This window comes from Acidovorax sp. GW101-3H11 (genome assembly GCF_001633105.1).
In the GTDB taxonomy this organism is placed as follows: domain Bacteria; phylum Pseudomonadota; class Gammaproteobacteria; order Burkholderiales; family Burkholderiaceae_C; genus Acidovorax.
In genome coordinates, this window is record NZ_LUKZ01000038.1 from 17,853 (window position 1) to 38,256 (window position 20,404).

29 protein-coding genes are annotated in these 20,404 nt (G+C 63.8%); 24 read left to right on the top strand and 5 right to left on the bottom strand.

Annotated features, from left to right (window positions below):
* Positions 1 to 41 precede the first annotated feature (41 nt).
* The 3 genes from A1D30_RS24325 to A1D30_RS24335 are packed head-to-tail and all read right to left on the bottom strand — an operon-like array spanning position 42 to position 981.
* Complete coding sequence (locus tag A1D30_RS24325; RefSeq protein WP_063463307.1) at positions 42 to 380, bottom strand: transcriptional regulator; 339 nt, start codon at positions 378 to 380, stop codon at positions 42 to 44.
* On the bottom strand, positions 377 to 625 hold the full coding sequence (locus A1D30_RS24330; protein ID WP_063463308.1) for a hypothetical protein: 249 nt from the start codon (positions 623 to 625) through the stop codon (positions 377 to 379). The genes A1D30_RS24325 and A1D30_RS24330 overlap by 4 nt, the downstream gene beginning before the upstream one ends.
* 2 nt (positions 626 to 627) lie before the next feature.
* On the bottom strand, positions 628 to 981 hold the full coding sequence (locus A1D30_RS24335; protein WP_242422030.1) for a hypothetical protein: 354 nt from the start codon (positions 979 to 981) through the stop codon (positions 628 to 630).
* Between A1D30_RS24335 and A1D30_RS26605 the strand changes: the two genes are divergently transcribed.
* Positions 967 to 1,422 (top strand): hypothetical protein, encoded by a 456-nt coding sequence (locus tag A1D30_RS26605; protein ID WP_242422031.1) that lies wholly within the window; start codon positions 967 to 969, stop codon positions 1,420 to 1,422. The genes A1D30_RS24335 and A1D30_RS26605 overlap by 15 nt on opposite strands.
* A 63-nt stretch (positions 1,423 to 1,485) precedes the next feature.
* Here A1D30_RS26605 and A1D30_RS24345 read toward each other — a convergent pair whose 3' ends face one another.
* Entirely contained in the window at positions 1,486 to 1,725 is a 240-nt protein-coding gene (locus A1D30_RS24345) for a hypothetical protein (protein WP_063463311.1), read from the bottom strand.
* On the opposite strand from A1D30_RS24345, the gene A1D30_RS24350 reads away from it, so the two are divergent.
* The 19 genes from A1D30_RS24350 to A1D30_RS26785 all read left to right on the top strand — a co-directional run bounded on the left by A1D30_RS24350 (position 1,724) and on the right by A1D30_RS26785 (position 13,785).
* Positions 1,724 to 2,266 (top strand): helix-turn-helix transcriptional regulator, encoded by a 543-nt coding sequence (locus A1D30_RS24350; RefSeq protein ID WP_082836615.1) that lies wholly within the window; start codon positions 1,724 to 1,726, stop codon positions 2,264 to 2,266. The genes A1D30_RS24345 and A1D30_RS24350 overlap by 2 nt on opposite strands.
* Complete coding sequence (locus A1D30_RS24355; protein WP_063463312.1) at positions 2,263 to 2,775, top strand: hypothetical protein; 513 nt, start codon at positions 2,263 to 2,265, stop codon at positions 2,773 to 2,775. The genes A1D30_RS24350 and A1D30_RS24355 overlap by 4 nt, the downstream gene beginning before the upstream one ends.
* Positions 2,769 to 3,278, top strand: a complete 510-nt coding sequence (locus A1D30_RS26610; protein ID WP_082836616.1) for a hypothetical protein — start codon at positions 2,769 to 2,771, stop codon at positions 3,276 to 3,278. Before A1D30_RS24355 ends, A1D30_RS26610 begins: the two co-directional genes overlap by 7 nt.
* 66 nt (positions 3,279 to 3,344) lie before the next feature.
* Positions 3,345 to 4,214 carry a DUF6731 family protein gene (locus A1D30_RS24360; protein ID WP_063463313.1) on the top strand — a complete coding sequence of 290 codons (870 nt, stop codon included), beginning with the start codon at positions 3,345 to 3,347 and terminating at the stop codon, positions 4,212 to 4,214.
* A 10-nt stretch (positions 4,215 to 4,224) separates the two neighbouring features.
* On the top strand, positions 4,225 to 4,689 hold the full coding sequence (locus A1D30_RS25765) for a hypothetical protein (protein ID WP_131798544.1): 465 nt from the start codon (positions 4,225 to 4,227) through the stop codon (positions 4,687 to 4,689).
* A gap of 117 nt (positions 4,690 to 4,806) precedes the next feature.
* Positions 4,807 to 5,175, top strand: coding sequence for a putative holin (locus A1D30_RS24365; protein ID WP_063463314.1), 369 nt, complete (start codon positions 4,807 to 4,809; stop codon positions 5,173 to 5,175).
* Between the two features lie 44 nt (positions 5,176 to 5,219).
* Positions 5,220 to 5,789 (top strand): transglycosylase SLT domain-containing protein, encoded by a 570-nt coding sequence (locus tag A1D30_RS24370; protein ID WP_242422032.1) that lies wholly within the window; start codon positions 5,220 to 5,222, stop codon positions 5,787 to 5,789.
* Complete coding sequence (locus A1D30_RS24375) at positions 5,786 to 6,205, top strand: hypothetical protein (RefSeq protein ID WP_063463316.1); 420 nt, start codon at positions 5,786 to 5,788, stop codon at positions 6,203 to 6,205. The genes A1D30_RS24370 and A1D30_RS24375 overlap by 4 nt, the downstream gene beginning before the upstream one ends.
* 108 nt (positions 6,206 to 6,313) lie before the next feature.
* Positions 6,314 to 6,568, top strand: coding sequence for a TraR/DksA C4-type zinc finger protein (locus A1D30_RS24380; RefSeq protein ID WP_063463317.1), 255 nt, complete (start codon positions 6,314 to 6,316; stop codon positions 6,566 to 6,568).
* Entirely contained in the window at positions 6,568 to 6,918 is a 351-nt protein-coding gene (locus A1D30_RS24385) for a hypothetical protein (protein WP_063463318.1), read from the top strand. Before A1D30_RS24380 ends, A1D30_RS24385 begins: the two co-directional genes overlap by 1 nt.
* Positions 6,915 to 7,238, top strand: a complete 324-nt coding sequence (locus A1D30_RS24390) for a hypothetical protein (RefSeq protein WP_063463319.1) — start codon at positions 6,915 to 6,917, stop codon at positions 7,236 to 7,238. The genes A1D30_RS24385 and A1D30_RS24390 overlap by 4 nt, the downstream gene beginning before the upstream one ends.
* 3 nt (positions 7,239 to 7,241) lie before the next feature.
* The gene (locus tag A1D30_RS24395; protein ID WP_063463320.1) at positions 7,242 to 7,784 is read left to right on the top strand and encodes a phage protein Gp27 family protein; all 543 of its coding nucleotides are present in this window, start codon (positions 7,242 to 7,244) and stop codon (positions 7,782 to 7,784) included.
* Positions 7,784 to 9,211, top strand: coding sequence for a terminase family protein (locus A1D30_RS24400; protein WP_063463321.1), 1,428 nt, complete (start codon positions 7,784 to 7,786; stop codon positions 9,209 to 9,211). The genes A1D30_RS24395 and A1D30_RS24400 overlap by 1 nt, the downstream gene beginning before the upstream one ends.
* A complete protein-coding gene (locus A1D30_RS24405; protein ID WP_082836618.1) occupies positions 9,204 to 10,775 on the top strand; it encodes a DUF935 family protein in 1,572 nt (523 codons plus the stop codon). The genes A1D30_RS24400 and A1D30_RS24405 overlap by 8 nt, the downstream gene beginning before the upstream one ends.
* A 2-nt stretch (positions 10,776 to 10,777) precedes the next feature.
* Entirely contained in the window at positions 10,778 to 12,055 is a 1,278-nt protein-coding gene (locus tag A1D30_RS24410) for a phage minor head protein (protein ID WP_063463322.1), read from the top strand.
* A 118-nt stretch (positions 12,056 to 12,173) separates the two neighbouring features.
* Positions 12,174 to 12,629 (top strand): phage virion morphogenesis protein, encoded by a 456-nt coding sequence (locus A1D30_RS24415; protein WP_082836619.1) that lies wholly within the window; start codon positions 12,174 to 12,176, stop codon positions 12,627 to 12,629.
* Between the two features lie 4 nt (positions 12,630 to 12,633).
* Positions 12,634 to 12,834: a hypothetical protein gene (locus A1D30_RS24420; RefSeq protein ID WP_063463323.1), complete on the top strand. Its 201-nt coding sequence runs from the start codon at positions 12,634 to 12,636 to the stop codon at positions 12,832 to 12,834.
* Positions 12,835 to 12,877: 43 nt separating this feature from the next.
* Positions 12,878 to 13,459: a Gp49 family protein gene (locus tag A1D30_RS24425; protein WP_063463324.1), complete on the top strand. Its 582-nt coding sequence runs from the start codon at positions 12,878 to 12,880 to the stop codon at positions 13,457 to 13,459.
* Positions 13,456 to 13,785: a hypothetical protein gene (locus A1D30_RS26785; RefSeq protein WP_347336250.1), complete on the top strand. Its 330-nt coding sequence runs from the start codon at positions 13,456 to 13,458 to the stop codon at positions 13,783 to 13,785. Before A1D30_RS24425 ends, A1D30_RS26785 begins: the two co-directional genes overlap by 4 nt.
* Here the strand turns inward: A1D30_RS26785 and A1D30_RS24430 are convergent.
* Complete coding sequence (locus A1D30_RS24430; RefSeq protein WP_063463325.1) at positions 13,773 to 14,756, bottom strand: SDR family oxidoreductase; 984 nt, start codon at positions 14,754 to 14,756, stop codon at positions 13,773 to 13,775. The two genes, A1D30_RS26785 and A1D30_RS24430, sit on opposite strands and share 13 nt — an antisense overlap.
* A 311-nt stretch (positions 14,757 to 15,067) precedes the next feature.
* Here A1D30_RS24430 and A1D30_RS24435 point away from each other — a divergent pair, with 311 nt between their 5' ends.
* Genes A1D30_RS24435 through A1D30_RS24450 form a run of 4 tightly spaced genes read left to right on the top strand, consistent with a single transcriptional unit; the run spans position 15,068 to position 20,038 of the window.
* On the top strand, positions 15,068 to 16,120 hold the full coding sequence (locus A1D30_RS24435; protein WP_063463326.1) for a CDP-6-deoxy-delta-3,4-glucoseen reductase: 1,053 nt from the start codon (positions 15,068 to 15,070) through the stop codon (positions 16,118 to 16,120).
* Positions 16,121 to 16,122: 2 nt separating this feature from the next.
* Positions 16,123 to 18,339 (top strand): ATP-binding protein, encoded by a 2,217-nt coding sequence (locus A1D30_RS24440; RefSeq protein ID WP_242422033.1) that lies wholly within the window; start codon positions 16,123 to 16,125, stop codon positions 18,337 to 18,339.
* Positions 18,336 to 19,025 carry a response regulator gene (locus A1D30_RS24445; RefSeq protein ID WP_063463327.1) on the top strand — a complete coding sequence of 230 codons (690 nt, stop codon included), beginning with the start codon at positions 18,336 to 18,338 and terminating at the stop codon, positions 19,023 to 19,025. The genes A1D30_RS24440 and A1D30_RS24445 overlap by 4 nt, the downstream gene beginning before the upstream one ends.
* 32 nt (positions 19,026 to 19,057) lie before the next feature.
* Positions 19,058 to 20,038, top strand: a complete 981-nt coding sequence (locus A1D30_RS24450) for a tripartite tricarboxylate transporter substrate binding protein (protein WP_063463328.1) — start codon at positions 19,058 to 19,060, stop codon at positions 20,036 to 20,038.
* Positions 20,039 to 20,404 lie beyond the last annotated feature (366 nt).

Below are 20,404 nucleotides of genomic sequence, written 5' to 3' on the forward strand. Positions count from 1 at the left end.
TTGCGCTTGAATTGATGGTTTTTTGAAAGTAGTGAAGTGCTCTAGCGGCTGTAGCGTTCGACCTGGTCGGTGGGTACCGAATAACGAGCACTGAGGTCATCGAGTTGCTGCTTTGCGCGATTCAGGTTGGTACCCACCGTGACGGCTATACGAACGAACTGCACTCCCAAGCGCCAGCGGTTGGTGCCAGCCACCTGTTCCACATAGCCAGTAGTGGCCAGCGCGGGCAGGTTTTGGCTGACCCAGCTGGGTGGTACGTCAATGCCTTTGGCAATTTCACCGGGGGCCAGGCCCAAAACCTCATGCCCTGCAAGGAGGCGAAAAAGATCGCAGGTCTTACGGATGGGGGCCGCCAGGGAGTAGGTCTTTTCGCTGCTCATGCACCTGCTCCGGCCTTGAGTTCGTGCTTGGCTTGCGTGTAGCCGTAGTCGAACCCGGAGTTGCGCGCATCGTCTTGCGCGGTGCCGCTGGCCCAGGGGCTGGACGCAAACACCTGACCGTGGGCCTTGAAGGCCCCGGACCGCGCACCGTGCTTCCACTCGGGGCTGCGGGGGCACTTCTCGACATTGGCCTTGCACCATGCTTTGGCTCTTTCAAAAGCGGTCGTTTCTTGCTGGCTGCTCATGGTCAAAACTCCAGTTCAGGCGTGGCGTACTGCGCCACGTTGTGGTGGTGGTAGGCCACCTGCTCCAGATGCAGGCGCAAGGCGGCAAGGGTGGCTTCGGTGTCTGCTGCCTGCGGGGCGGCGTAGAAGGTGGTGAGCAGCTGCAGTGCTGCTGCGCAGCTGCTGTTCATGTCCAGCAGCTCGGTACCCTCAGCCTTGCGGCCGGTGGGCATGTCCACCACCAAGCTGCCGCCGCTGGCCGCGAGCCAGTTGGTCACGTAGTGGCACCCGCAGGCCAGTTCATAGGCAGGAATGAGAATCGCGGGCATGCGGCCAGTAGCCAGCCACTTGTAGAGGCTGTCATGTGTGACGCCCATGCGATCTGCAATGCGCTCCACGCTCAAATGCCGCTTGATCTGGGCGTGCTCTTTGCACAGGCGCATTGCGTGCGTCAAGCTGTTGGCGCGCTGGCGTTTCGAAGGGGCGCGGGTCATTGGAAATACCCTCCAAGCACCAGCTCCGAAATCGCTTTCCCGTGGAAGTCGGTGCGCTGGCACATTGAAACCATCGCAACGGAGGAAACGATGGAAACAGCAGATTTCGATGAACTGGCAGGCCGCGTTGAAGGCGTGAGCCGTGCCGTGCTGCACATAGCTGCAGCGCTGGAGATTGCGGGCCTCATTGAAGGCCCCCAACTGGCTCAGGCATGGCGTTCAGCACTGCCGCTGCCGGGGTTTGAAGTGGCAAGCCGCACGCTGCAGGAACTGGCACATGCACTGGACGGCGCACGTAGCCAACGCCAAGCACTGGCACCGTGATGTCGAAGCCAAAAAGGTCTCGGCGATTTGTTACATTGGGTGTAGAACGCACCACTTTGGACCTCACGCTGCGGCAAGCTGGCGGACGCCAACGGCGCGGGAGATCTCGCCCTCTTTGAGGCCGAGCTGCACCGCAATGTTGTGGGCATCGCCGCGCAGGCACTTGAGGCGCGGGTTGACCTCGTTGTCGGCCAAGATGGCGATGGCCATGTTTGGGCTGTAGCCGTTTTGCTTGGCCCAGCCCGAGATGGACCAGCCTTTGCGGGCGAACTCCTCGCGGACTTCTGCGCGGGTTTTGACCATGGTGGTTGGCGTCCTATTTGTTGTGCATCAGTTGGCGCTGCTGCATTTGTTTGTTTGTTGTTGTGTTGAATTATGGAGCCAATTGTTTCCATTTGGCAATCTGTTTATGGAAATATTTATTTCCATCGGTGAGCGCCTGAAGGAAGAGCGCGAAGCGATGGGTAAGACTCAGAGCGACTTCGCTGAGATCGCTGCGGCCGCTGGCGTACCCGGCGCGACTCGGCAGTCCCAGGCGAAGTACGAAAAGGGGCTGGCTTCACCGAGCGCCGCGTACTTGTCGGCCATTGCTATGCAAGGCGTTGACGTCCGGTATGTGCTCACGGGAGAGCGCGAAGGCCCCCCGCCTCTAGTGCTTACAGCGGAGGAGAAAACGCTGTTGAGCTACTTCCAGTCTGCGTCTGCAGAGATTCGGAAAGCAGCTCTCGGAGCGCTTATTGGGGCAGCATCAACGCGGTTCGAAGGCTCTCAACAGATCTTCAACAAGGCCCCAACAGGCGACATTGCGGGGCGAGACATCGTGAAAGGTGGGGGTAAGCGGTGAGCGCTCGTGATCAGGTGTTCACCGGAACAGTGACCGGTGATGTGGCGGGGCGTGACGTTGTCAACAACATTCATGTCGGACACGCTCGCCCCGAGTCGGAACTGCAAGCACTTTTCCTCAAGCACACGGGTATCGATTGCCGACGCGAAGCTCGCGAGCAGTTTGAATTGCTCATGTTGGAGCACGGGTTCACCGGGAAAGAGTTGTCCCGCGCTTGGCGATTCGGCTCCCTTGTGTGGTCTGAGGCCGCGAAGAGGCTGAAGCCCAGCGCACGCAAGACGGATATGGCCGTCGGGTGGACCGGCACGTTCCTGATGACCAGCGTTTTGATCTACGCGTTGATCGATACCATGAACAGAATGCCGGGACCGTTCCTGAAGCCAATCACGCTTTTGGTCACCTGTGTCGTTTACCTCGGCGTCACGAGGGCGCTGCTACTCACAACCATCTTTCCACAGGCGACTGCAATGCGAGTGGAGAAGATTCTTTCTGGAGACAACGCATGCTGAGATTGATTGCCCTGTCTGTTGCCGTATTGGCTGTGACGGGTCCAGCCTGGGCGGTGAATAAATGCATCGGGCCTGACGGCAAGACGGTTTTCCAGGATGCCCCCTGTGCTGGCAAAGGTGAGAAGATCGAAGTGCGCCCGGCAAGCGGCAATGTCTCCCAGCCAGTTGCGCCTGCAACTACCGCTGCAGCACCAGCACCAGTACAGACTGCCGCGCCTCCGATTCAACCGACACCCAAGCCTGCAACGCCCTCGAAATCTGCGCTGGAAATTCAGGCGGATCAGTGCCTGGCTTGGTACAAGCCGCTGCTTCGCGACCCTGCAAACGCCTACTACACCGAGCCCAAGTTTGAGGACAAACGAGTGCTCCGAATGACGCTGCACGCCACCAACGGTTTTGGCGGCTTCGTGACCAAGCAGGCCGCTTGCGAGTTCGACAACGGCAAGTTCAGCGCCGACTGGACCAAGATCCAAGCGAAGCGGCTTGAGTGGGGTGTGAACTGAAGGCTTGCCGCCCAGCACCAATGTGCCCTATCCCCTACGACTAAAACCACTGGAGAGGAAGTAAGAATGGCAAAGATGGTCACCGTAAATCTTTTTGACGTTGACTGGACACCCCAGACGTGTCAGAAGCTCAGTGATACCTTGGACGAGTTCAATCAGCTGACTTTGGATCAACGGTGGCGTGGCGACCTTCGTTTGGAACAGGTTCTGAAGATACCTGCCGGTCTGTATCCGAACATGCCAGCGGTCTATCACTTGGACTTCGTCAAGAAGCGCGAGGTCGGACCAGGAAAACTCGGGAACGCGGTGCCGGTTTCTGGAATCCAGATGCGAATAGATGAAGACTTTGGAGAGGAGACTGCAGCGCTCTACGTACCATCCAAAAAGTGGCTTCTGATTCTGCACAACCATTCTGGAATCGGCCCCACCCGAATGGCAGAGTACTTCAACGCCGTTGATCCAGGCAGCGCAAGACAGTTCGCATACTCAGTGAACCCAAAACTTGATCCAACAGTAGTGGCGCGACTAGGCGGCTTGAAGAACATCACTTCAGTTGAAATCACGGCTACTGTCGATGCCTTGGAAGCATCGCAGAGTACTGTTGGCACAGCCCTTGCGCTTGCAACAAAGCCTGCTCACGCTCAGCGTGTTTCCATCACATTGGGTGCCAATACCGGCAAGAAAAAGCTGAACTTTCTCAGCAGCCAGTCGGTCAAGTCCATGATCAACAAGCTGCGTGCTCAAAACGACGATGTATCGGTACTGAGGGTCAAAGGCGAAGATCCAACGACAGGTAAAAAGGACCAGGTCATCAATCTGCTTGAACACAAAATTAAGCGTCGATTTGGGGCCAACGAACTCAAAGTTGTTGATCACCGTTACACGATCAATTCGCGCTGGGATATGCTCGACAGGGCACTTCTAGGCTGGATTTGAATCTTTCACTATGTCTTTGCGCCTGAAAATTGAGCAATGGGGGCCGCTGCTTTCAGCGGCAGGCGGCGCCGGGGCATGGTGGTACGCGGGGCTGGACATTCCAAATGCCTACTCGAAAGAATTACTTGGCGCGTTGTTGTCTGCCGCCGCAATCTGTGCGGGCTTCCTGACAACCGCCCTTTCAATCCTCCTCCCAATTGGGAGCACCCAAACAGGCAGGCAGTTGCAAGAAGGCGGCCACATGCCCGGGGTGCACAGATATCTTCGTTCGGCAATATTGGGTTGCCTAGCGCTGGCCGGAGCCTGTGTGCTCCTGTTCTTCTTTCTGCCGGGTGATGGGTCAGCAGTATCACAGCCATGGTCTACGTTCCTTGTTGCGAGCACCATTTACGCTGCTTTCGCAGTCGCTCGTGTTGCAGAGGTCTTGCTCAATCTCTTTGAGCGGATGAGTCAGCCTGAAAATAAAAACGGTTGAATTCAGCACCTGTAGTCTGTCCTTGCAACGTTTGAAGATGGGATGTTGCAAGGATTGGCAGTAACAATGGCGCGCTCCATTTAGTCCCGATCAAGCGTGCACGGCATCCTGCCGTGCATGACGCTCAAAGACCACATCCCTATCTGGCTGCGTGCCCCGCGCAGCAGCCTTTTCATCGTGCTTGCGGCGCTGCTTCTGGCGGTGATCGCAGTGGTATCGCCGGTGCAGCTACCGGTGGTGCTCTACAAGGCCGCGCTTATTGCGCTGGCCGCCGTGATCGGCTATTGGCTCGACCGCGCGCTGTTCCCCTACGCACGGCCTGATTCCTTCCTCTGGCGCGACTGGCGCAAGGGCACCGAAGAGCCCGAGGGGGGTGTGGACTACCCCATAGCCAATGCCGAGTACATGGCCGCCTATTGCGTGGCGCAGCTGCGGCGGGCCATTGTGGTGGGCTGCGTGGTGCTGGGTGTGGCTGCGGGGCTGTGATGCGTTGGTGTTCACGAATTCCCGCGCTGGCCTGGTTGGCGGTCGTGGCCGTCGCCGTTGCCGCAAGCTGCGCGCAGGCCCAGGTGCCGCAGGGCGCACAGCAGTACCGCGCGCTTCTGGTTCGCACCGCTCACGCATCCTGGGGCATGGATGCCCCGGTGGCTGTGTTTGCCGCCCAGGTTCACCAGGAAAGCGCGTGGCGCGCCGATGCTGTATCGCATGTGGGGGCGCAGGGCTTGGCCCAGTTCATGCCCGCGACCACCAAGTGGATTGCTGGGTTGCACCCTGACCTGGCATCGCAGCAGCCCTTCAACCCGGCGTGGTCCTTTCGCGCCCTGGTCACCTATGACCGCTGGCTGTACGACCGTGCACCAGCTCGCTATTCGCCGCACGACCGCATGTGGGTTGCGCTGCGCTCTTACAACGGCGGGCTTGGCCATTGGCAACAGGAGGCCGCCAGTACCGGGCTGGCTCAGCCTTCGCGGGCCCAGGTCGATGCGGCTTGCGGCAAAGCCCGCCGCGCTGCCGTGCATTGCAAAGAAAACCTGGGCTACCCCCACCGCATTCTTGTGGTGATCCAGCCACGCTACCTGCAGTGGGGGCCTGGCCTATGAGCAGCGCAGCAACAGTTGCAGTTGGCGGCCTGCTGGTCGCCATTGCGGCCGGTATCGGTGGATACGGCTACGGCCTGGACCAAGGCAAGGCCCTGGAGAAAGGCCGCCAGGACGGCGCTGCCCTCAAAACCCTCACCGACCAGGTGGCCGAACACGCCGACCTGGTCAAACAGTCTGGCATTGCCAGCCGCAACCTACGCCTGGCGGTGGCTGCGCGCGAGAAGGTCAATGACACCACATCCAAGGAGATGAGCGATGCGCTCACGACCACTGCTGACAGCCGCGTTGGCTGCGTGTTTCCTGCTCGCGTCATGCGGAACCTCTCCGAAGCCCGGGACCGGGCTGCAGAAGCCGCTGCCAGCGGAATACACGGCGCGCTGCCCGCAGCCCCCGCCAGCACCGCCCGAGAGCGGTGAGGTGGACCCAGTGGCACAGGAGCTGAAGGCCATGTACGACCTCTACGGCCTGTGCGCGGGGCGCTACCTCGGCCTCTTGAACTGGCTTGACGGGGAGCGGCAGCAGTGATGGATGACGTGGACCGCGCCAGCGAGCGTGAAGCTGAATTGCTGGCCGACGCGCTGCGCGATCAGGAGCTGCGCGCAGGGCTCAAGGGAAAAACGGCCGCTGATTCAGCGGCCTCTTGTTCGGACTGCGGCCAAGACATACCGAAAGAGCGGCGCATTGCAGTGCCCGGCTGCCAGTTGTGTGTGACGTGCAGAACGCGCCTGGAGAAGAAGGCGGGCCAGCAAAACAACCGAGGCGCAATGCGCAAAAACTGATGAATTTTGACCTCTCTACCGTTGTCGCCGTCATCTCGATTGCGGGGACTTTCTTGGGCATCTTGTGGGCCCTGCTGAGATACATCGGCATGCAGCAGGAGCGCCGGATCAACGAGAAGTTCGCCGACCTGGCATCGACCATCGCAAAGATGGGAGAGGACCTGAAGAGCGAGGCCGAATCGACACGCCAGCTCGAAATCTCTTTCCTCCGCTTTCAGGCCGAGCTACCCCGCGACTACGTGCGTCGCGATGACTTCGTGCACGCCCTGGGGACGATCAATACCCGCATCGACAACTTTGCCTTGCGTGTAGAGCGCGCCATCGACAACCGCAACGGGAACATGCAATGACCCTCAACTATTCTGCCGCCGCGCTCAAGGCTCGCCGTGAGGCCATCCGCTGGCACCTGCTGTCCGCGATTGACCTGTCCCGCCCCGTTGGCATCTACACCGAGGCGCTGCTGCCCATCATCCAGTCGGTCTACCCGGATGCCACCCATCAAGAAATCCGCCGTGAGCTGGACTACCTGGAAGCACGCGAAACGGTGCGCATCGACCGTGATCCGCTGGACCGCTGGTTTGTGGACCTGACCCGCACGGGGATCGAGTTCGTGGAATACACGATCGACGCTCAGCCGGGCATTGCGCGCCCGCGCATTACGCAGGGGTGATCTATGGCCCCACGTAGCAAAGTGCACTCGCTGCCGCCCGAGCTGAAGGAATGGCTGGATGCCGAACTGGTGAAGCGCGGGTTTGGAGACTATGTGCAGCTCGCCGCCGATCTGAAGGTGCGCGGTGCCGATGTTTCCAAATCGGCCCTGCAGCGCTACGGCTCGCCCTTTGAGCGGCGCATGGCTCAGCTCAAGATGGCCAGCGAACAGGCACGCGCGTTGGTGGACGCTGCGCCTGACGACGAGGACAAGCTTGGTTCGGCGGTGGTCCGGCTCACGCAGGAGAAGATTTTCACGCTCCTGATGGACATGGACATTGACGCCGATAGCGTGGACGTGAACAAGCTGTTCAAGAACGCGGCTGAGATCGGCAAGGCCAGCGTGACGCACAAGCGCTTCAGCATGGAGGCTCGCGCTGCAGCCAAGGAAGAGGCCCGCCGAGAGCTTATGGAAGAGCAGCGCGCCAAGCTGGAAGCCATGCCCAACAAGGGCGGCGTTACAGCTGACACCAAGGCGGCGATCCGTGAGGCGTTGGGGATCGTCTGATGGAAAAGCTCAAGGGCCGCGCCAAATGCATTCCTTCGGATCGCAATGCGATCTTTTTGGCTTTTCAGAGCGCCTGGATCAAGGACGAATCTCGCCTCAAGCTGATGGAGAAGTCGCGGCAGATCGGCATCAGCTGGTCTACCGCCTACGGGGCCGATGAGCGTGCCGCCGCCCAGGGCGCTCGCTTTGACGAATGGGTGAGCAGCCGCGATGACATACAGGCACGCCTCTTCATCGAAGACTGCAAGCTGTGGGCGGGCATCATGGGCATGGCCGCCAAGGACCTGGGCGAGGTGGTGCTGGACGCAGACAAGAAGCTGAGCGCCTACGTGCTTCAGTTCGCCAGCGGGCGGCGCATCCATAGCATGAGCAGCAATCCAGACGCTCAGGCGGGTAAGCGTGGCAGCCGCGTGCTGGACGAGTTTGCGCTGCACCGCGACCAGCGCAAGATGTGGGCTATTGCTTACCCAGGTATCACCTGGGGCGGCAACATGGAGCTGGTAAGCACACATCGCGGCTCCCACAGCTTCTTCAACCAGCTCGTGCGCGAAGCTCGGCACGGGGGCAATCCCAAGAAGATCAGCCTTCACCGGGTCACCCTGCAGGATGCCTTGGAACAGGGCTTTCTCTTCAAGCTGCAGCAAGCCCTGCCAGCGGATGCAGAGCAGCAGGCCATGGATGAGGCCGAGTACTTCGACTTCGTGAAATCTGGTGCAGCCGACGAAGAGTCGTTCGACCAGGAGTACATGTGCATCCCGGCCGACGATGATGCCAAGTTTCTGGAGTACGGCCTGATCACGGCTTGCGAGTACTCGGGCGGCACCGACTGGAAGCGCGGGCTGCAGGGCCCTTTCCAGGGCCGACTGTTCGCGGGCGTGGATATTGGACGCAAGAAGGATTTGACGGTGCTGTGGGTGGTCGAGCAGCTGGGCGATGTGTTCTACACACGCCACGTCGAGGTGATGGAGAAGATGCGCAAGAGCGCCCAGGAAGCCATCTTGTGGCCCTGGTTCGAGATCTGCGACCGCGTTTGCATTGACTCCACCGGCCTGGGTATTGGTTGGGCCGACGACGCCCAGGACAAGTTTGGTCCGCACCGCGTGGAAGGCGTGAACTTCTCCGGTCCCGTGAAGGAAGCCCTGGCCTACCCGCTGCGCGGCGCCATGGAGGACCGCATGGTCCGCATCCCTGAAGACCCAAAGATCCGCGCTGACCTGCGCAAGGTCCAGAAGACCACCACCGCAGCGGGAAACATCCGCTTCGTTGCGGATGGCGACGACAGCACCAAGGTGAACGGGCACGCCGACCGCTTCTGGGCGCTAGCTCTCGCGCTGCATGCGGGTTCCAGCCCATCCGCCCCTATCGAGTATCAAAGCGGCGGCCCGCGTGACAGCAGCCAGCCGCTGGGAGATTTCATCCATGGTTAAAGCCTTGCGGACTGACCGCGCCTCCAAGCCCGCAGCCCCGGCCGCGCCCGCTCTGGACTCCGAATTTGCAAACCGGCTGCGCGATCCTTTCGAGCAGCACTACATGGGGGTGCTGCGCACCAATGACCCGCTGCTGCTGGAGCGTGGCAATGGGGGCGTGGAGCTGTACCGCGACCTGCGCCGTGATGGCAAGGTCTTCTCAGGTTTGCAAAAGCGCCAGCTTGCCCTGGTGGGGAAGGCATGGCAGGCGGAGCCGCGCGACAAGAACAGCGCCAAGGGCACCCAAGACGCTGAGACGCTGACGGCCATCCTCAAGGGCATTGCATTTGACCGCATGTGCGGTGAGCTGCAGGAGGCGCTGCTTGCGGGCTATGCGGTGGCTGAGATTGTCTGGACCATTCGCGATGACATGGTGGTGCCTGCTCGGGTGATCAAGCGGGCCCAGCGGCGCTTTGTCTACGTCCAGGACGACGAGAACAGCCCGCCGCGCCTCCACCTGCTGACGCGCGAGAACATGCACAAGGGCATTCCGGTACCGGATCGCAAGTTCATCGTGCACCGCGTGAACCCCGAGGATGACAACCCCTATGGCACGGGCCTTGGGCTGCAGCTGTTCTGGCCAGTCTTCTTCAAGCGCAAGGGCATCGTGGCCTGGAACAAGCTGTGTGATCGCTTTGGCTCGCCCACGCCTCACGGAAAGTATCCGCGCAACGCTGGCCCGAAGGAAAAAGGCACGCTGGCCGATGCGCTGCGCGCCATGTCCAACGACGGCTACCTGATGACACCGGAGGGCATGGAGATTGCCTTGCTGGAGAGCAAGCTGTCGGGCAATGTCACCACTCAGCAGCAACTCTGCGAGTACATGGACGACTGGATCAGCGAGGTGTTGACTGGTCAGGAACCTGCGCGCTCTGGCGGTGGCGCTTTGGCCGCAGCCAGCAAGGAGCGCAAGGATGTGCGCCAGGACCTGACGCAGGCGGACAGCGATCTGCTCTCGGAAACCATCAACGAAACGCTGGTGGCCTGGATCTGTGAGTACAACGGCTTGGAGCCTTGCCATGTGTACCGCAACATCAAGGAGGAAGAGGACACCAAGACGCAGGCCGAGGGCGACAAAATCATCCACGACATGGGTTTTGAGCTGGACGAGAACACCGTCCGCGCCAAGTATGGCGAGGGATGGTCCAAGAAGAAGGTGCCTTCGCCGCCACCGCCCGAACCAGCTCCAATGCCGACCACGGGGGCACCAGTTGCTGAGCCCGGCACTCCTCGTGCACCTGCCGCCGCCAGCTTTGCGGAGCCCGGTCAAGCTCAGCAGGGTGATGCACTTGACGAGCTTGTCGATGGCGCATTGGCTGACTGGCAACCGCTGATGGCGCCAGTGGCCCAGAAGCTGCAGGCGTTGCTGGATGAAGCTGTGGCGCGAGGCGAGACCGCCGAGCAGTTGCTGCAGCGCCTGCCCGGCCTACTGGCCCAGCTGGATGCTGATGCCATGGCTGACTCGCTGACGCGTGCGACCTTCGCGGCACGTGCTGGCGCGGTCGCGGGTGTGGAGAACGCCTGATCATGGCCTCTGCCGCGCAAGAGTTCGCCGACCTGCAGAAGCTGCCGCCTGCCGAGGCCATTGCCTACCTGCAGCGGCGCGGCCCTCTCACCAAGACCTTTGCCTGGCAGGACCTGTGGGAGGACGAGCACGCGCAGCAGTTCACGGTGAGCCGTCTGGCGCGGCTTGATTTGCTCCAGGACATCCGCGATCTGATCAGCCGGTCGGTGGGGGGCGACCTATCGCGCCGGGACTTCATGCGCAACGCCGAGGAACTGCTGTCCAAGGCCGGTTGGTGGGGCGAAAAAACCGTGATGGACCCGCTAACCAAGCGCGAAGTGGTGACCACGTTCGACCCTGCCAGGCTGAAGCTGATCTATGACACCAACACACGCATGGCGTATGCGGCGGGTCAGTGGGAGCGCATCGAGCGCAACCAGAAGACCCATCCGTTCCTTCGCTACATCACGAAGCGCGACGAGCGCGTGCGCGCATCGCACCGGGCATGGAATGGGGTGACCCTTCCGGTAAGCGATCCGTTCTGGCTGACCCATCTGCCGCCGAATGGCTGGCGCTGCCGCTGTCGCGTGGTGGCCGTCAGCCAGCGGGAGTATGACCAGGGCACCACGCCCACGGGTGAGCCCATGATCAAGGTGGCGCCTGAAGTGCCGATGCGCGAGTGGCTGGACAAGCGCACGGGGGAGATCAAGCTGGTGCCGATAGGTATCGACCCGGGCTTTGGCTACAACGTGGGGGCAGCAAGCGCTCGGGCGGCCTCACTGGAGGAGGTTGTGGCAAACCGGTTGACCAAGGCTGCACCCGACCTGGCGCGGACGGCGCGAGACAAGGGCATGGCGCAGTGGCACACGCCAGCGCAAGCCACGGACGCCGTCGAGTTTGTGAAGCGGTCGGCTGCGGCACCACAGGCCAAGCAGCCACTTCAGGTGCTCGGCACGGTCTCATCGATGGCGACCCAGCGGGCCCAGGCGCTGGGCGTGGATCTGAGCGGGCGCCTGGTGGCGTTGGAACATGACGGTGTGTTGCACACGCTGAAGTCCCATGGAAAGCCCAGTGAGGCGCTGCGCGGACAGATTCCGGTGACCGCCGAGGATCTGGCGCGATTCCGGGACCTGTTCAACCGCGCTCAACTGGCGTTGGGTGACCCGCCTATCGCCAAGGACGGGAGCAAGGTGCTGGAGGGAGAGGTGATTCTGGGCGGCATCGTCTACCACCTGGCGGCTCGCGTGCGCCGCAAGCACATCGTGCCTTTCACCATGTTCAAAAGGCCGGTGCGGAAATGAAAAAGCCCACCTGCCAAATGCACCCGCCTGCGCGGTCCTATGGCTTAAACGTCCGAAACGTTGGTGAGCGCTCCGATGATAGCGCCGCGCCTTTGGCGCTGTCAAACCGAGGTCGCACATGATCAGTTTGAGCATTCAGGCCAATTCGCAGACCTTGCAGAGCTATTTTGACCGCCTGCGGCAAGGCATGGCGGACATGAAGCCGGTGATGGACAGCATCGGCATGGAGCTGGAGACCCGGATCAGTGCCCGATTCGAGACCGAGACTGATCCCACTGGCCAAGCCTGGGAAGCATGGGCCCCTTGGACGCGCGAGAACTATCCCGACGACGGCAATGGCCGCCTTTTGGATCGCCACGGCGACCTGCTCGCCAGTCTGACCCACTCTGCAGACGGCACCAGCGTGCGCGTGGGCTTTGGTGACCCCAAGGCCGCATTCCACGAATGGGGCACCTGGAAGATGCCTCGGCGCGGAATGCTGTTTGCCGACCCCGACACGGGCGAGCTGGGCGCCGGGGATGAGGCGGCCCTGCTGGACATCGTGGGGATATGGCTGGATGACCTGATGCGGTGAGGTCATGAGCAGCAAACGCCATATCCGCCGCAAGGCCTGCAAGGGCAAGCACCGCTACACCAACGCCGCCGAGGCTCAGGCCGCCATCTCGGGGTTGCACCGCCGCAAAGGCTACCAGGGCTACATGCAGGCATACCACTGCAGCTTTTGTGGCGGCTACCACTTTGGGCATCCGCCCAAGTCCAAGCGTCTGACCTACCGATAACGCCGACGACAGGCGGCTTGACCTGTCAATTTACGGAGTTTTCATGCCTGATCGCTACAAGCACCCGGTCCTTCATCAGATTCAGCAACTGGTTTTCACCATTCAGGCCTGTGGCACGTCGCCCGAGCTGACCCGCGCAGCTTGCATGGCCTCGGCGCTGTTCGAAGGGGTAGAGGCGCTGGTGGACAGCAAAGTGGCCTTCCTCGACGTCACCCAGGAGCCCCCGCTGGACTCGGACGAGGCCATTGAACGGCAAATTCGCGCGAGCGGCGCCGATGTGGCTCCACGCGTCACGAAGGAGCACATCGACTCATTGGTTGCCGACCTGGTGATCAAAACCCACCATTTCCCTGGCACGACATCCACAATGGCGGTGGCTGCTTTGCCCGATGGCTACGTGGTGGCCACTGGCTACTCGGGCTGTATCAGCCCGGAGAACTTCAAGGCCCACATCGGCATCGGAATCGCGGCGGACAATGCCATCGCGGCTGCCCGGGCCAAGCTCTGGGAACTGGAGGGCTATGTGTTGCGAGCCTCCTTGCACAACCCGCGAGCCGTGTACGCGGGCGGTATCATGGCCCCGGATGCTGAGTTCGTAGGTGGGAGCATGGCAATCACTGATTGATCGGCCCAACGAGCAAAAAAAACGGCGCCCAAGTGGCGCCATTTTTTCTTCTGCTCTATGTTTTCGTGTCGGGAAAGAGATTTGCAGAACCGTCGGCCCGTTTTGCCCCAGGTCTTCCCGTTTCTTCCCATTTATCGCGCCTCTCACTCTTCCTTTATCTCAACTCCCATCACCAGACCACCCCCGCGCCGGTCGTGGTGGTGGTGCCGCCCCGCCACCCGGTGCGCCCCACGCCCCAGCCCACTCCGGCCCCGGAGCCGAAAAAATTCACGCAGTGCAACGTGTTCCGCTGCTACGACAGCCAGGGCAACGTCTACCCGCGCTGAGCGCCTGCCGATAGGTTTGCGCCATGCAAGCCCTGCAGCCCCTGCGCCACACTGGGGTAGCGCAGCCGCAGCCCCAGCTCCTGCAACATGCGCCGGTTGTCCAGTCGGCGCGATTCGCCCATGAAGCTCAGCAGCATCAACGACAACTGCTCTTGCGCCGTGCTGCGCGGCACCCGGGGGGGGCGCGGCAGGCCGTACAGGTCGGCCGCCAGGTCGAAGTAGTCGCCCATCTTCATGTGGCTCGCATCGCTCACGTTGTAGGCGCGCTGCGGCTGCCCTTTCCACAGCGCGGCCACGCAGGCGCGCGCCAGGTCGTCGGCGTGGATGTGGTTGGTGAACACATCGTCCTCGGGCACCAGCACCGGCGTTCCGCGTCGCAGGCGGGCCTCGGGCGTGCCGCCCTCGCGGTCGGGGGCGTAGATGCCCGGAATGCGCAGCACGCTGGCGCGCACCCCGGCACGGCCCAGATGGCGCACGGCGCGCTCGGCATTCACCCGGCGCTGCGCACGGGGCGTGGCGGGGGCCAGGGGCCGCGTCTCGGGCACCAGGGCACCCTGGCAGTCGCCATACACCCCGCTGGTCGAGGCATAGGCCAGCGACACCGGCAGGCTGCGCAGCCGCAGCACCCGGGCCAGCGCCACGGTGCGCGGGTCGGCCCACCAGGCAGCGCCGCCTGCGCCTTCACCGGGCGGCGGGGCCAGGTGCAGCACCCGCGTGGCCACGCCCGACAGGCGCCGCACGGTGGCGGCATCGTCCAGATTGCCCAGCAGCGGCCGCGCGCCCAGCTGGCGCAGCCCCGCCACGCGGGCCGGGCTGGAGGTGAGCGCCAGCACCTGCAGGCGCCCCGCACCCGGGCCGGTGCTCAGGTCACGCACCACACGTTGACCCACGTCACCACAGCCCACGATCAGCAGGCGTTCACGGCGAAAGCGCGCTGGCAGGGCGCCGAGGGGGTTTGAGAGCGTGTTCATAGTTTGTTCATAGTGTCCGCAAGGTCGCAAACAGCCACGATCTAGGCACCCTCCGCAGCCCATGCTGGTGGCATGGGCAAGGCGGGCAACAACGAGCGTGGCTGTTTGCGACCTTGCCCGAAGGGTTGCCCCGCAAAGGCAGCGTCTGCGGCGTTGCAAATCCTCGCCGGGCCACCAGCCCGGCTGCGGTTTGCGCCTTGCAGCCACAGCCTTTGTGGGGCAACGGGCACTATGAACAAACTATGAACACGCTCTAAGGGCAAAATCGGGGCCGTTTGTTGACTACAAGAGCATCCGAGGATACCCACTCCATGACCAGCACCGAGACCGTTTTCCAGATCACAGTGCAGCCCAGCGGCCGCGCTTTCGGTGCCAGCACAGGCCAGACCATCCTGGGCGCCGCCATCCAGAACGGCGTGGGCCTGCCCTATGGCTGCAAGGACGGCGCCTGCGGCTCGTGCAAGTGCAAGAAGATCAGCGGCACGGTGCGCCACGGCGAGCACCAGCCCAAGGCGCTCAGCGCCGACGAAGAGGCCGCAGGCCTGGTGCTGACCTGCTGCGCCGAGCCGCTGTCGGACGTGGTGCTCGAATCGCGCCAGGTCACCGACGAAAGCGCCTACCCCATCAAGAAGATGCCGGTGCGCGTGTCCACGCTCACGAAAAAGTCGCCGGACGTGATGCAGGTGCGCCTGCAGCTGCCCGCCGCCGACACCTTCCGCTACCACGCGGGCCAGTACATCGAGTTCATCCTGCGCGACGGCGCCCGCCGCGCGTATTCGATGGCCAACGCCCCCCACACCCAGACCGAGGCGCCCGGGGTGGAACTGCACATCCGCCACATGCCCGGCGGCAAGTTCACCGACCATGTGTTCGGCGCGATGAAGGAAAAGGAAATCCTGCGCGTGGAAGGCCCGTTCGGCAGCTTCTTCCTGCGCGAGGACTCGGACAAGCCCATCGTGCTGCTGGCCTCGGGCACGGGCTTTGCGCCCATCAAGGCGCTGATCGAGCACCTGCAGTTCAAGGGCATCACCCGCCCCACCGCGCTGTACTGGGGCGGCCGCCGCCCCGAAGACCTCTACATGCACGACTGGGTGCAGGCCCGCGCGGCCGAGCTGCCCTGGCTGCGCTACATCCCCGTCGTCTCCAACGCCCTGCCCGAAGACGGCTGGAACGGTCGCACGGGCTTTGTGCACCAGGCCGTGCTGGATGATTTTGCCGACCTCTCGGGCCACCAGGTCTATGCCTGCGGCGCACCCATCGTGGTCGATTCGGCCCGCGCGGCCTACAGCGCGCAGCGCGGCTTGCCGCCCGAAGAGTTCTTCGCCGACTCCTTCACCTCCGAAGCCGACAAACACGGCGGCTGACCGTGGACCCGCGCGTGGCACCCGCCGACTCTGCCGAGGCCGGTGCCCCGCGCCCATCACACCGCTTGCCCCGGCTACGCCGGGGCGCTGGGTTCATCGCAGCCCTGCTGTGTCTGGCCGCGTTGCTGGTGGTGGCGGCCGGTGAATGGGCGGCCCAGAACGAGCGGGATGCGCAATGGGACAACCTGCGCCGCTCGGGCGAGGTGCAGGCCCTGGCGCTGCGGGGCGTGGCCACGCGCTACAACTATCTGCCCTTCACCACCGCCCAGCACCCGCTGGTGCGCCAGCTGCTGCACCACCCCGCATCCCAGGAGGTGCGCGACGCCGCCAACGCCTACCTGCAGGCCGTGAACGAACACGCGGGCTCCGACATGCTGTATGTGATGGACCCGCAGGGCCTCACCCTCGCATCAAGCAACTGGGACACGCCGAACAGCTTTGTGCACCAGAACTACCGCAACCGCCCTTACTTTCACGATGCACTGGGCGGCGACACCGGGCGCTTTTATGGCGTGGGCAAGACCACGGGCGAACCCGGCCTGTTTGTATCGGCCCCCGTGCACGACAACGGCCGGGTGATTGGTGTGGTGGCCGTGAAAGTGCGCATGGAGCCCATCGCCAACCCCTGGGAGCAGCTGCGCGACCCGGTGTTCGTGACGGACGCGCGCGGCATCGTGTTCCTGGGCTCCGAGCCCAGCTGGCTCTACCGCACCAGCCACCCCGTGCCAGCAGCCGACGTGCAGCAGCTGCAGCACAACGAACAATATGGCACCGGCTGGACGCCCCGCCCCGTGCCCTGGGCCTTGCGCCAGCACAGCGACCAGCCCGGCGCCGAACTGCACCTGGACGGCAATGGCAAACGGTACCTGGCGTTCGAGGAAGCGCTGCCCGACCTGGGCTGGACACTCACCGTCACGGCCGACAGCCGGGTGGTGACCGTGGCGCGCCAGCAGGCCTGGGCGCTGGCCACGCTGGCCTCAGGGCTGCTGGTGCTGGGCGCACTGTATTGGCAGCTGCGCGAGCGCCGCCTGGCCGAAAACCGCCAGGCCCGCATCGGGCTGGAGCAGCGCGTGCAGGAGCGCACCCATGCGCTGCAGCAGGCCCAGGCCTTCCGCCAGTCCATGGAAGACTCGCTGCTGGTGGGCATGCGCGCCCGCGACCTGGAGGGCCGCATCGTCTACGTGAATGCCGCCATGTGCGACATGGTGGGCTACCGAGCCGACGAACTCATCGGCCAGCTGCCGCCCTACCCCTACTGGCACCCCGACGAGCTGGACCGGCACTGGAACGACAGCGACACCGTGCTGGCTGGCAAGGCATCGCCCCAGGGCCGCGAAAACCGCCTGCGCCACCGCGATGGCTCGGACGTGTACACCATGTTCTACACCACCCGCCTCATCGACGGCCACGGCCAGCACATCGGCTGGATGAGTTCGGTGGTGAACATCACAGCCCAGAAACGCGCCGAAGAACAGCAGCAGCAGCGCGAGGCCCAGCTGCAGCGCGTGCAGCGTGTGATCACCGTGGGCGAGATGGCATCGACCCTGGCGCACGAACTGAACCAGCCGCTTGCGGCCCTGGTCAACTACGCGGCAGCGGCACGTGCGCTGGCCGCCCAAGGCAAGACCGGGCCCCTGAACGACAGCCTGGAAGCCCTGTCGGCCCAGGCGCTGCGGGCCGCCGACATCGTGGGCCGCATCCGCCGCTGGGTGCGCCAGCACCCTGAAAGCCGCGAGCCCTGCGACCTATCGGCCATCGTGGAGCAGTCACTGGAGCTGCTCTTGCGCGCCGAGGCCCGCCGCCAGGGGATTGCGGTGCGCGTCGAGCAGACCGGAGCCCCTTTGCAGGTGCATGCCGACCGCGTGCTGCTGGAGCAGGTGGTGATCAACCTGGGCCTGAACGCCCTGCAGGCCATGCAGACGCACCAGCCACCGCCCGAGGGGCACGAACTGCGGCTGCGCGTGGCCGCAGACCACGGCCACGCGCTGGTGCAGGTGCTCGACCGGGGCCCGGGCCTGCCGCCCGGCATCGCCGAGCGCCTGTTCGAGCCTTTTTTCACCACCCGTTCCGACGGGCTGGGCCTGGGCCTCAACATCTGCCGCTCCATCATTGAGAGCATGGGCGGCCAGCTGCAGGCCCGCAACCGCGAGGGCGGCGGCGCCGTTTTCGAGATCCGCCTGCCTTGCGCCGTTGCGCCGGAAGCTGCCACCACACCATGACCGACGACACCGCTACCCCAGCAACCAAGTCCCCCGACGACACCCTGGTCTACATCGTGGACGACGACGAGGGCGTGCGCCAATCGCTGGCCGCCCTGCTGCTGGCACGCGGGTACACCGTGCGCGCCTTTGACGGCGGTGAGACTTTTCTGGCCCAGGCCGCGCTGGACCAACCCGGCTGCGTGCTGCTGGACCTGCGCATGGAAGGCCTGAGCGGGCTGCAGGTGTTCCAAGAACTTAGCCAGCGCCACAGCGCGCTCAAGACCGTGTTCCTGTCGGCCCACGGGGAGCTGTCCTCCGCCGTCGCAGCCGTCAAGCAAGGGGCGGTGGACTGGCTGGAAAAGCCGTGCAACGAAACCACCTTAATGGCAGCCGTCGAGAAAGCCTCGACGCTGTCGCAGGCGCACGCACGGCAGACGCAACGGTTGCAGCAACTGCGCGAGCGCTGGAACGCGCTGAGCCCGCGCCAGCAGGAGGTGGCGCGCCTGGTGGCCACCGGCATCAGCAGCAAGGAAGTCGCCCGCGCCCTGGCGCAGCGCGACCCCGACCGCCCCATCGACCCCCGCACCGTGGACACGCACCGCTCCGCCATCTTCCTGAAGCTGGACATCCGCTCGTCGCACGAGCTGGGCAAGCTGGTGGAAGAACTGGGGCTTGCCGCAGACCCTCCGTCCAGGTTTTCGTAAGCCTTCTTACGAATTTTTTGCACAATGCATCCATGAACCGCAGAAACCACCTTCTCCTCAGCGCCGTTGCAGCCGCAGCGGTCTTCTCGTCCTTTGCCGCCTGGGCGCAGGACACAGGCCAGCCCATCCGCCTGATCGTCCCGTATGCCCCTGGCGGCCCCATCGACGTGACGGCCCGTGCACTGGCCGAGCGCGTGCGCGACTCGCTGGGCACGGTGATCATCGACAACAAGGGCGGCGCGGGCGGCAACATCGGCGCCGACGCGATTGCCAAGGCCGCACCGGACGGCCTGACCATCGGCATCGCCGCCACGGCCACCCACGCGGTCAACCCCTGGCTGTATGCGCGCATGCCGTATGACGCGGGCAAGGACTTTGCCGGCATCACGCAGATGGTGCGCGTGCCCAACGTGCTGGTCATGAACGCCGCCAAGGCCGAGCAGCTCAAGATCCACTCGGTGGCCGACCTGATCGCCTACGCCAAGGCCAACCCCGCCAAGCTCAACTACGGCAGCGGCGGCAACGGCAGCGCAGGCCATCTGGCGGGCGAAATGTTCAAGCAGCGCGCGGGCATCTTTGCGCTGCACATCCCCTACCGGGGCGCCAACCCGGCCCAGCTGGCGCTGCTGGCGGGCGAGGTGGACTTCAACATCGACAACCTGGCCGCCGCCGCACCCAACATCCGCGCGGGCAAGCTCAAGGCCCTGGCCGTGACCTCGCTCGACGCCTCGGCCTCGCTGCCGGGCGTGCCGCCGCTGTCCGCGACTTTCAAGGGTTTTTCCATCGACACCTGGTGGGGCCTGGTGGCCCCGGCGGCCACGCCCAAGCCCGTCATCGACAAGCTGAACAAGGCCTTTGTGGCGGCGCTGAACGCGCCCGAAACCAAGACCCGCTTTGGCGCCCTGATGGCCGAACCCGTCGCCACCACGCCGCAGCAGTTCGACAGCTTCATGGCCGCCGAGCGCGCCAAGTACCAGCAGGTGGTGAAGGCGTCGGGCGCGAAGGTCGATTGACCCCCCTGAGCCGCAACCCGCTCGGCGCCGCCGCCAGGGGCGGCAGCTCTTCGATGCCGTCCAAGCCTGCGCAGGCAGGCTGGGAGCTGCGGCCTCTCAGCCCCCCAGGGGGACGACCACCTGTGGCCCGGCAGAGTCGGTTCCACGGTGGCGCTGGCGTGGGGCCGCGCCCGCGTCATACGGTGCGGGTGAGCCAAGTGCACGGTTTTTTTTGAGCTTTTTTGGGCTCTCTTCCGTTTCGGGTGGAACACTACAGTACAAATAAACCCATTGACACCCCCCGAACAGGAGCCCTCCCCATGCAAGAAGCGTTGTTCTGCCAGGCATTGGGGCTGGCCGCGCCCTGGGCTGTGGAGCGTGTTGCAC

Coding starts and splice junctions, on each gene's coding strand:
- A1D30_RS24325 (WP_063463307.1), bottom strand. CDS start 380: ATGAGCAGCGAAAAGACCTACTCCCTGGCGGCCCCCATCCGTAAGACC.
- A1D30_RS24330 (WP_063463308.1), bottom strand. CDS start 625: ATGAGCAGCCAGCAAGAAACGACCGCTTTTGAAAGAGCCAAAGCATGG.
- A1D30_RS26605 (WP_242422031.1), top strand. CDS start 967: ATGTGTGACGCCCATGCGATCTGCAATGCGCTCCACGCTCAAATGCCG.
- A1D30_RS24335 (WP_242422030.1), bottom strand. CDS start 981: ATGGGCGTCACACATGACAGCCTCTACAAGTGGCTGGCTACTGGCCGC.
- A1D30_RS24350 (WP_082836615.1), top strand. CDS start 1,724: ATGGTGGTTGGCGTCCTATTTGTTGTGCATCAGTTGGCGCTGCTGCAT.
- A1D30_RS24345 (WP_063463311.1), bottom strand. CDS start 1,725: ATGGTCAAAACCCGCGCAGAAGTCCGCGAGGAGTTCGCCCGCAAAGGC.
- A1D30_RS26610 (WP_082836616.1), top strand. CDS start 2,769: ATGCTGAGATTGATTGCCCTGTCTGTTGCCGTATTGGCTGTGACGGGT.
- A1D30_RS24360 (WP_063463313.1), top strand. CDS start 3,345: ATGGCAAAGATGGTCACCGTAAATCTTTTTGACGTTGACTGGACACCC.
- A1D30_RS25765 (WP_131798544.1), top strand. CDS start 4,225: ATGTCTTTGCGCCTGAAAATTGAGCAATGGGGGCCGCTGCTTTCAGCG.
- A1D30_RS24365 (WP_063463314.1), top strand. CDS start 4,807: ATGACGCTCAAAGACCACATCCCTATCTGGCTGCGTGCCCCGCGCAGC.
- A1D30_RS24375 (WP_063463316.1), top strand. CDS start 5,786: ATGAGCAGCGCAGCAACAGTTGCAGTTGGCGGCCTGCTGGTCGCCATT.
- A1D30_RS24380 (WP_063463317.1), top strand. CDS start 6,314: ATGGATGACGTGGACCGCGCCAGCGAGCGTGAAGCTGAATTGCTGGCC.
- A1D30_RS24385 (WP_063463318.1), top strand. CDS start 6,568: ATGAATTTTGACCTCTCTACCGTTGTCGCCGTCATCTCGATTGCGGGG.
- A1D30_RS24390 (WP_063463319.1), top strand. CDS start 6,915: ATGACCCTCAACTATTCTGCCGCCGCGCTCAAGGCTCGCCGTGAGGCC.
- A1D30_RS24395 (WP_063463320.1), top strand. CDS start 7,242: ATGGCCCCACGTAGCAAAGTGCACTCGCTGCCGCCCGAGCTGAAGGAA.
- A1D30_RS24400 (WP_063463321.1), top strand. CDS start 7,784: ATGGAAAAGCTCAAGGGCCGCGCCAAATGCATTCCTTCGGATCGCAAT.
- A1D30_RS24405 (WP_082836618.1), top strand. CDS start 9,204: ATGGTTAAAGCCTTGCGGACTGACCGCGCCTCCAAGCCCGCAGCCCCG.
- A1D30_RS24410 (WP_063463322.1), top strand. CDS start 10,778: ATGGCCTCTGCCGCGCAAGAGTTCGCCGACCTGCAGAAGCTGCCGCCT.
- A1D30_RS24415 (WP_082836619.1), top strand. CDS start 12,174: ATGATCAGTTTGAGCATTCAGGCCAATTCGCAGACCTTGCAGAGCTAT.
- A1D30_RS24420 (WP_063463323.1), top strand. CDS start 12,634: ATGAGCAGCAAACGCCATATCCGCCGCAAGGCCTGCAAGGGCAAGCAC.
- A1D30_RS24425 (WP_063463324.1), top strand. CDS start 12,878: ATGCCTGATCGCTACAAGCACCCGGTCCTTCATCAGATTCAGCAACTG.
- A1D30_RS24430 (WP_063463325.1), bottom strand. CDS start 14,756: ATGAACACGCTCTCAAACCCCCTCGGCGCCCTGCCAGCGCGCTTTCGC.
- A1D30_RS24435 (WP_063463326.1), top strand. CDS start 15,068: ATGACCAGCACCGAGACCGTTTTCCAGATCACAGTGCAGCCCAGCGGC.
- A1D30_RS24445 (WP_063463327.1), top strand. CDS start 18,336: ATGACCGACGACACCGCTACCCCAGCAACCAAGTCCCCCGACGACACC.
- A1D30_RS24450 (WP_063463328.1), top strand. CDS start 19,058: ATGAACCGCAGAAACCACCTTCTCCTCAGCGCCGTTGCAGCCGCAGCG.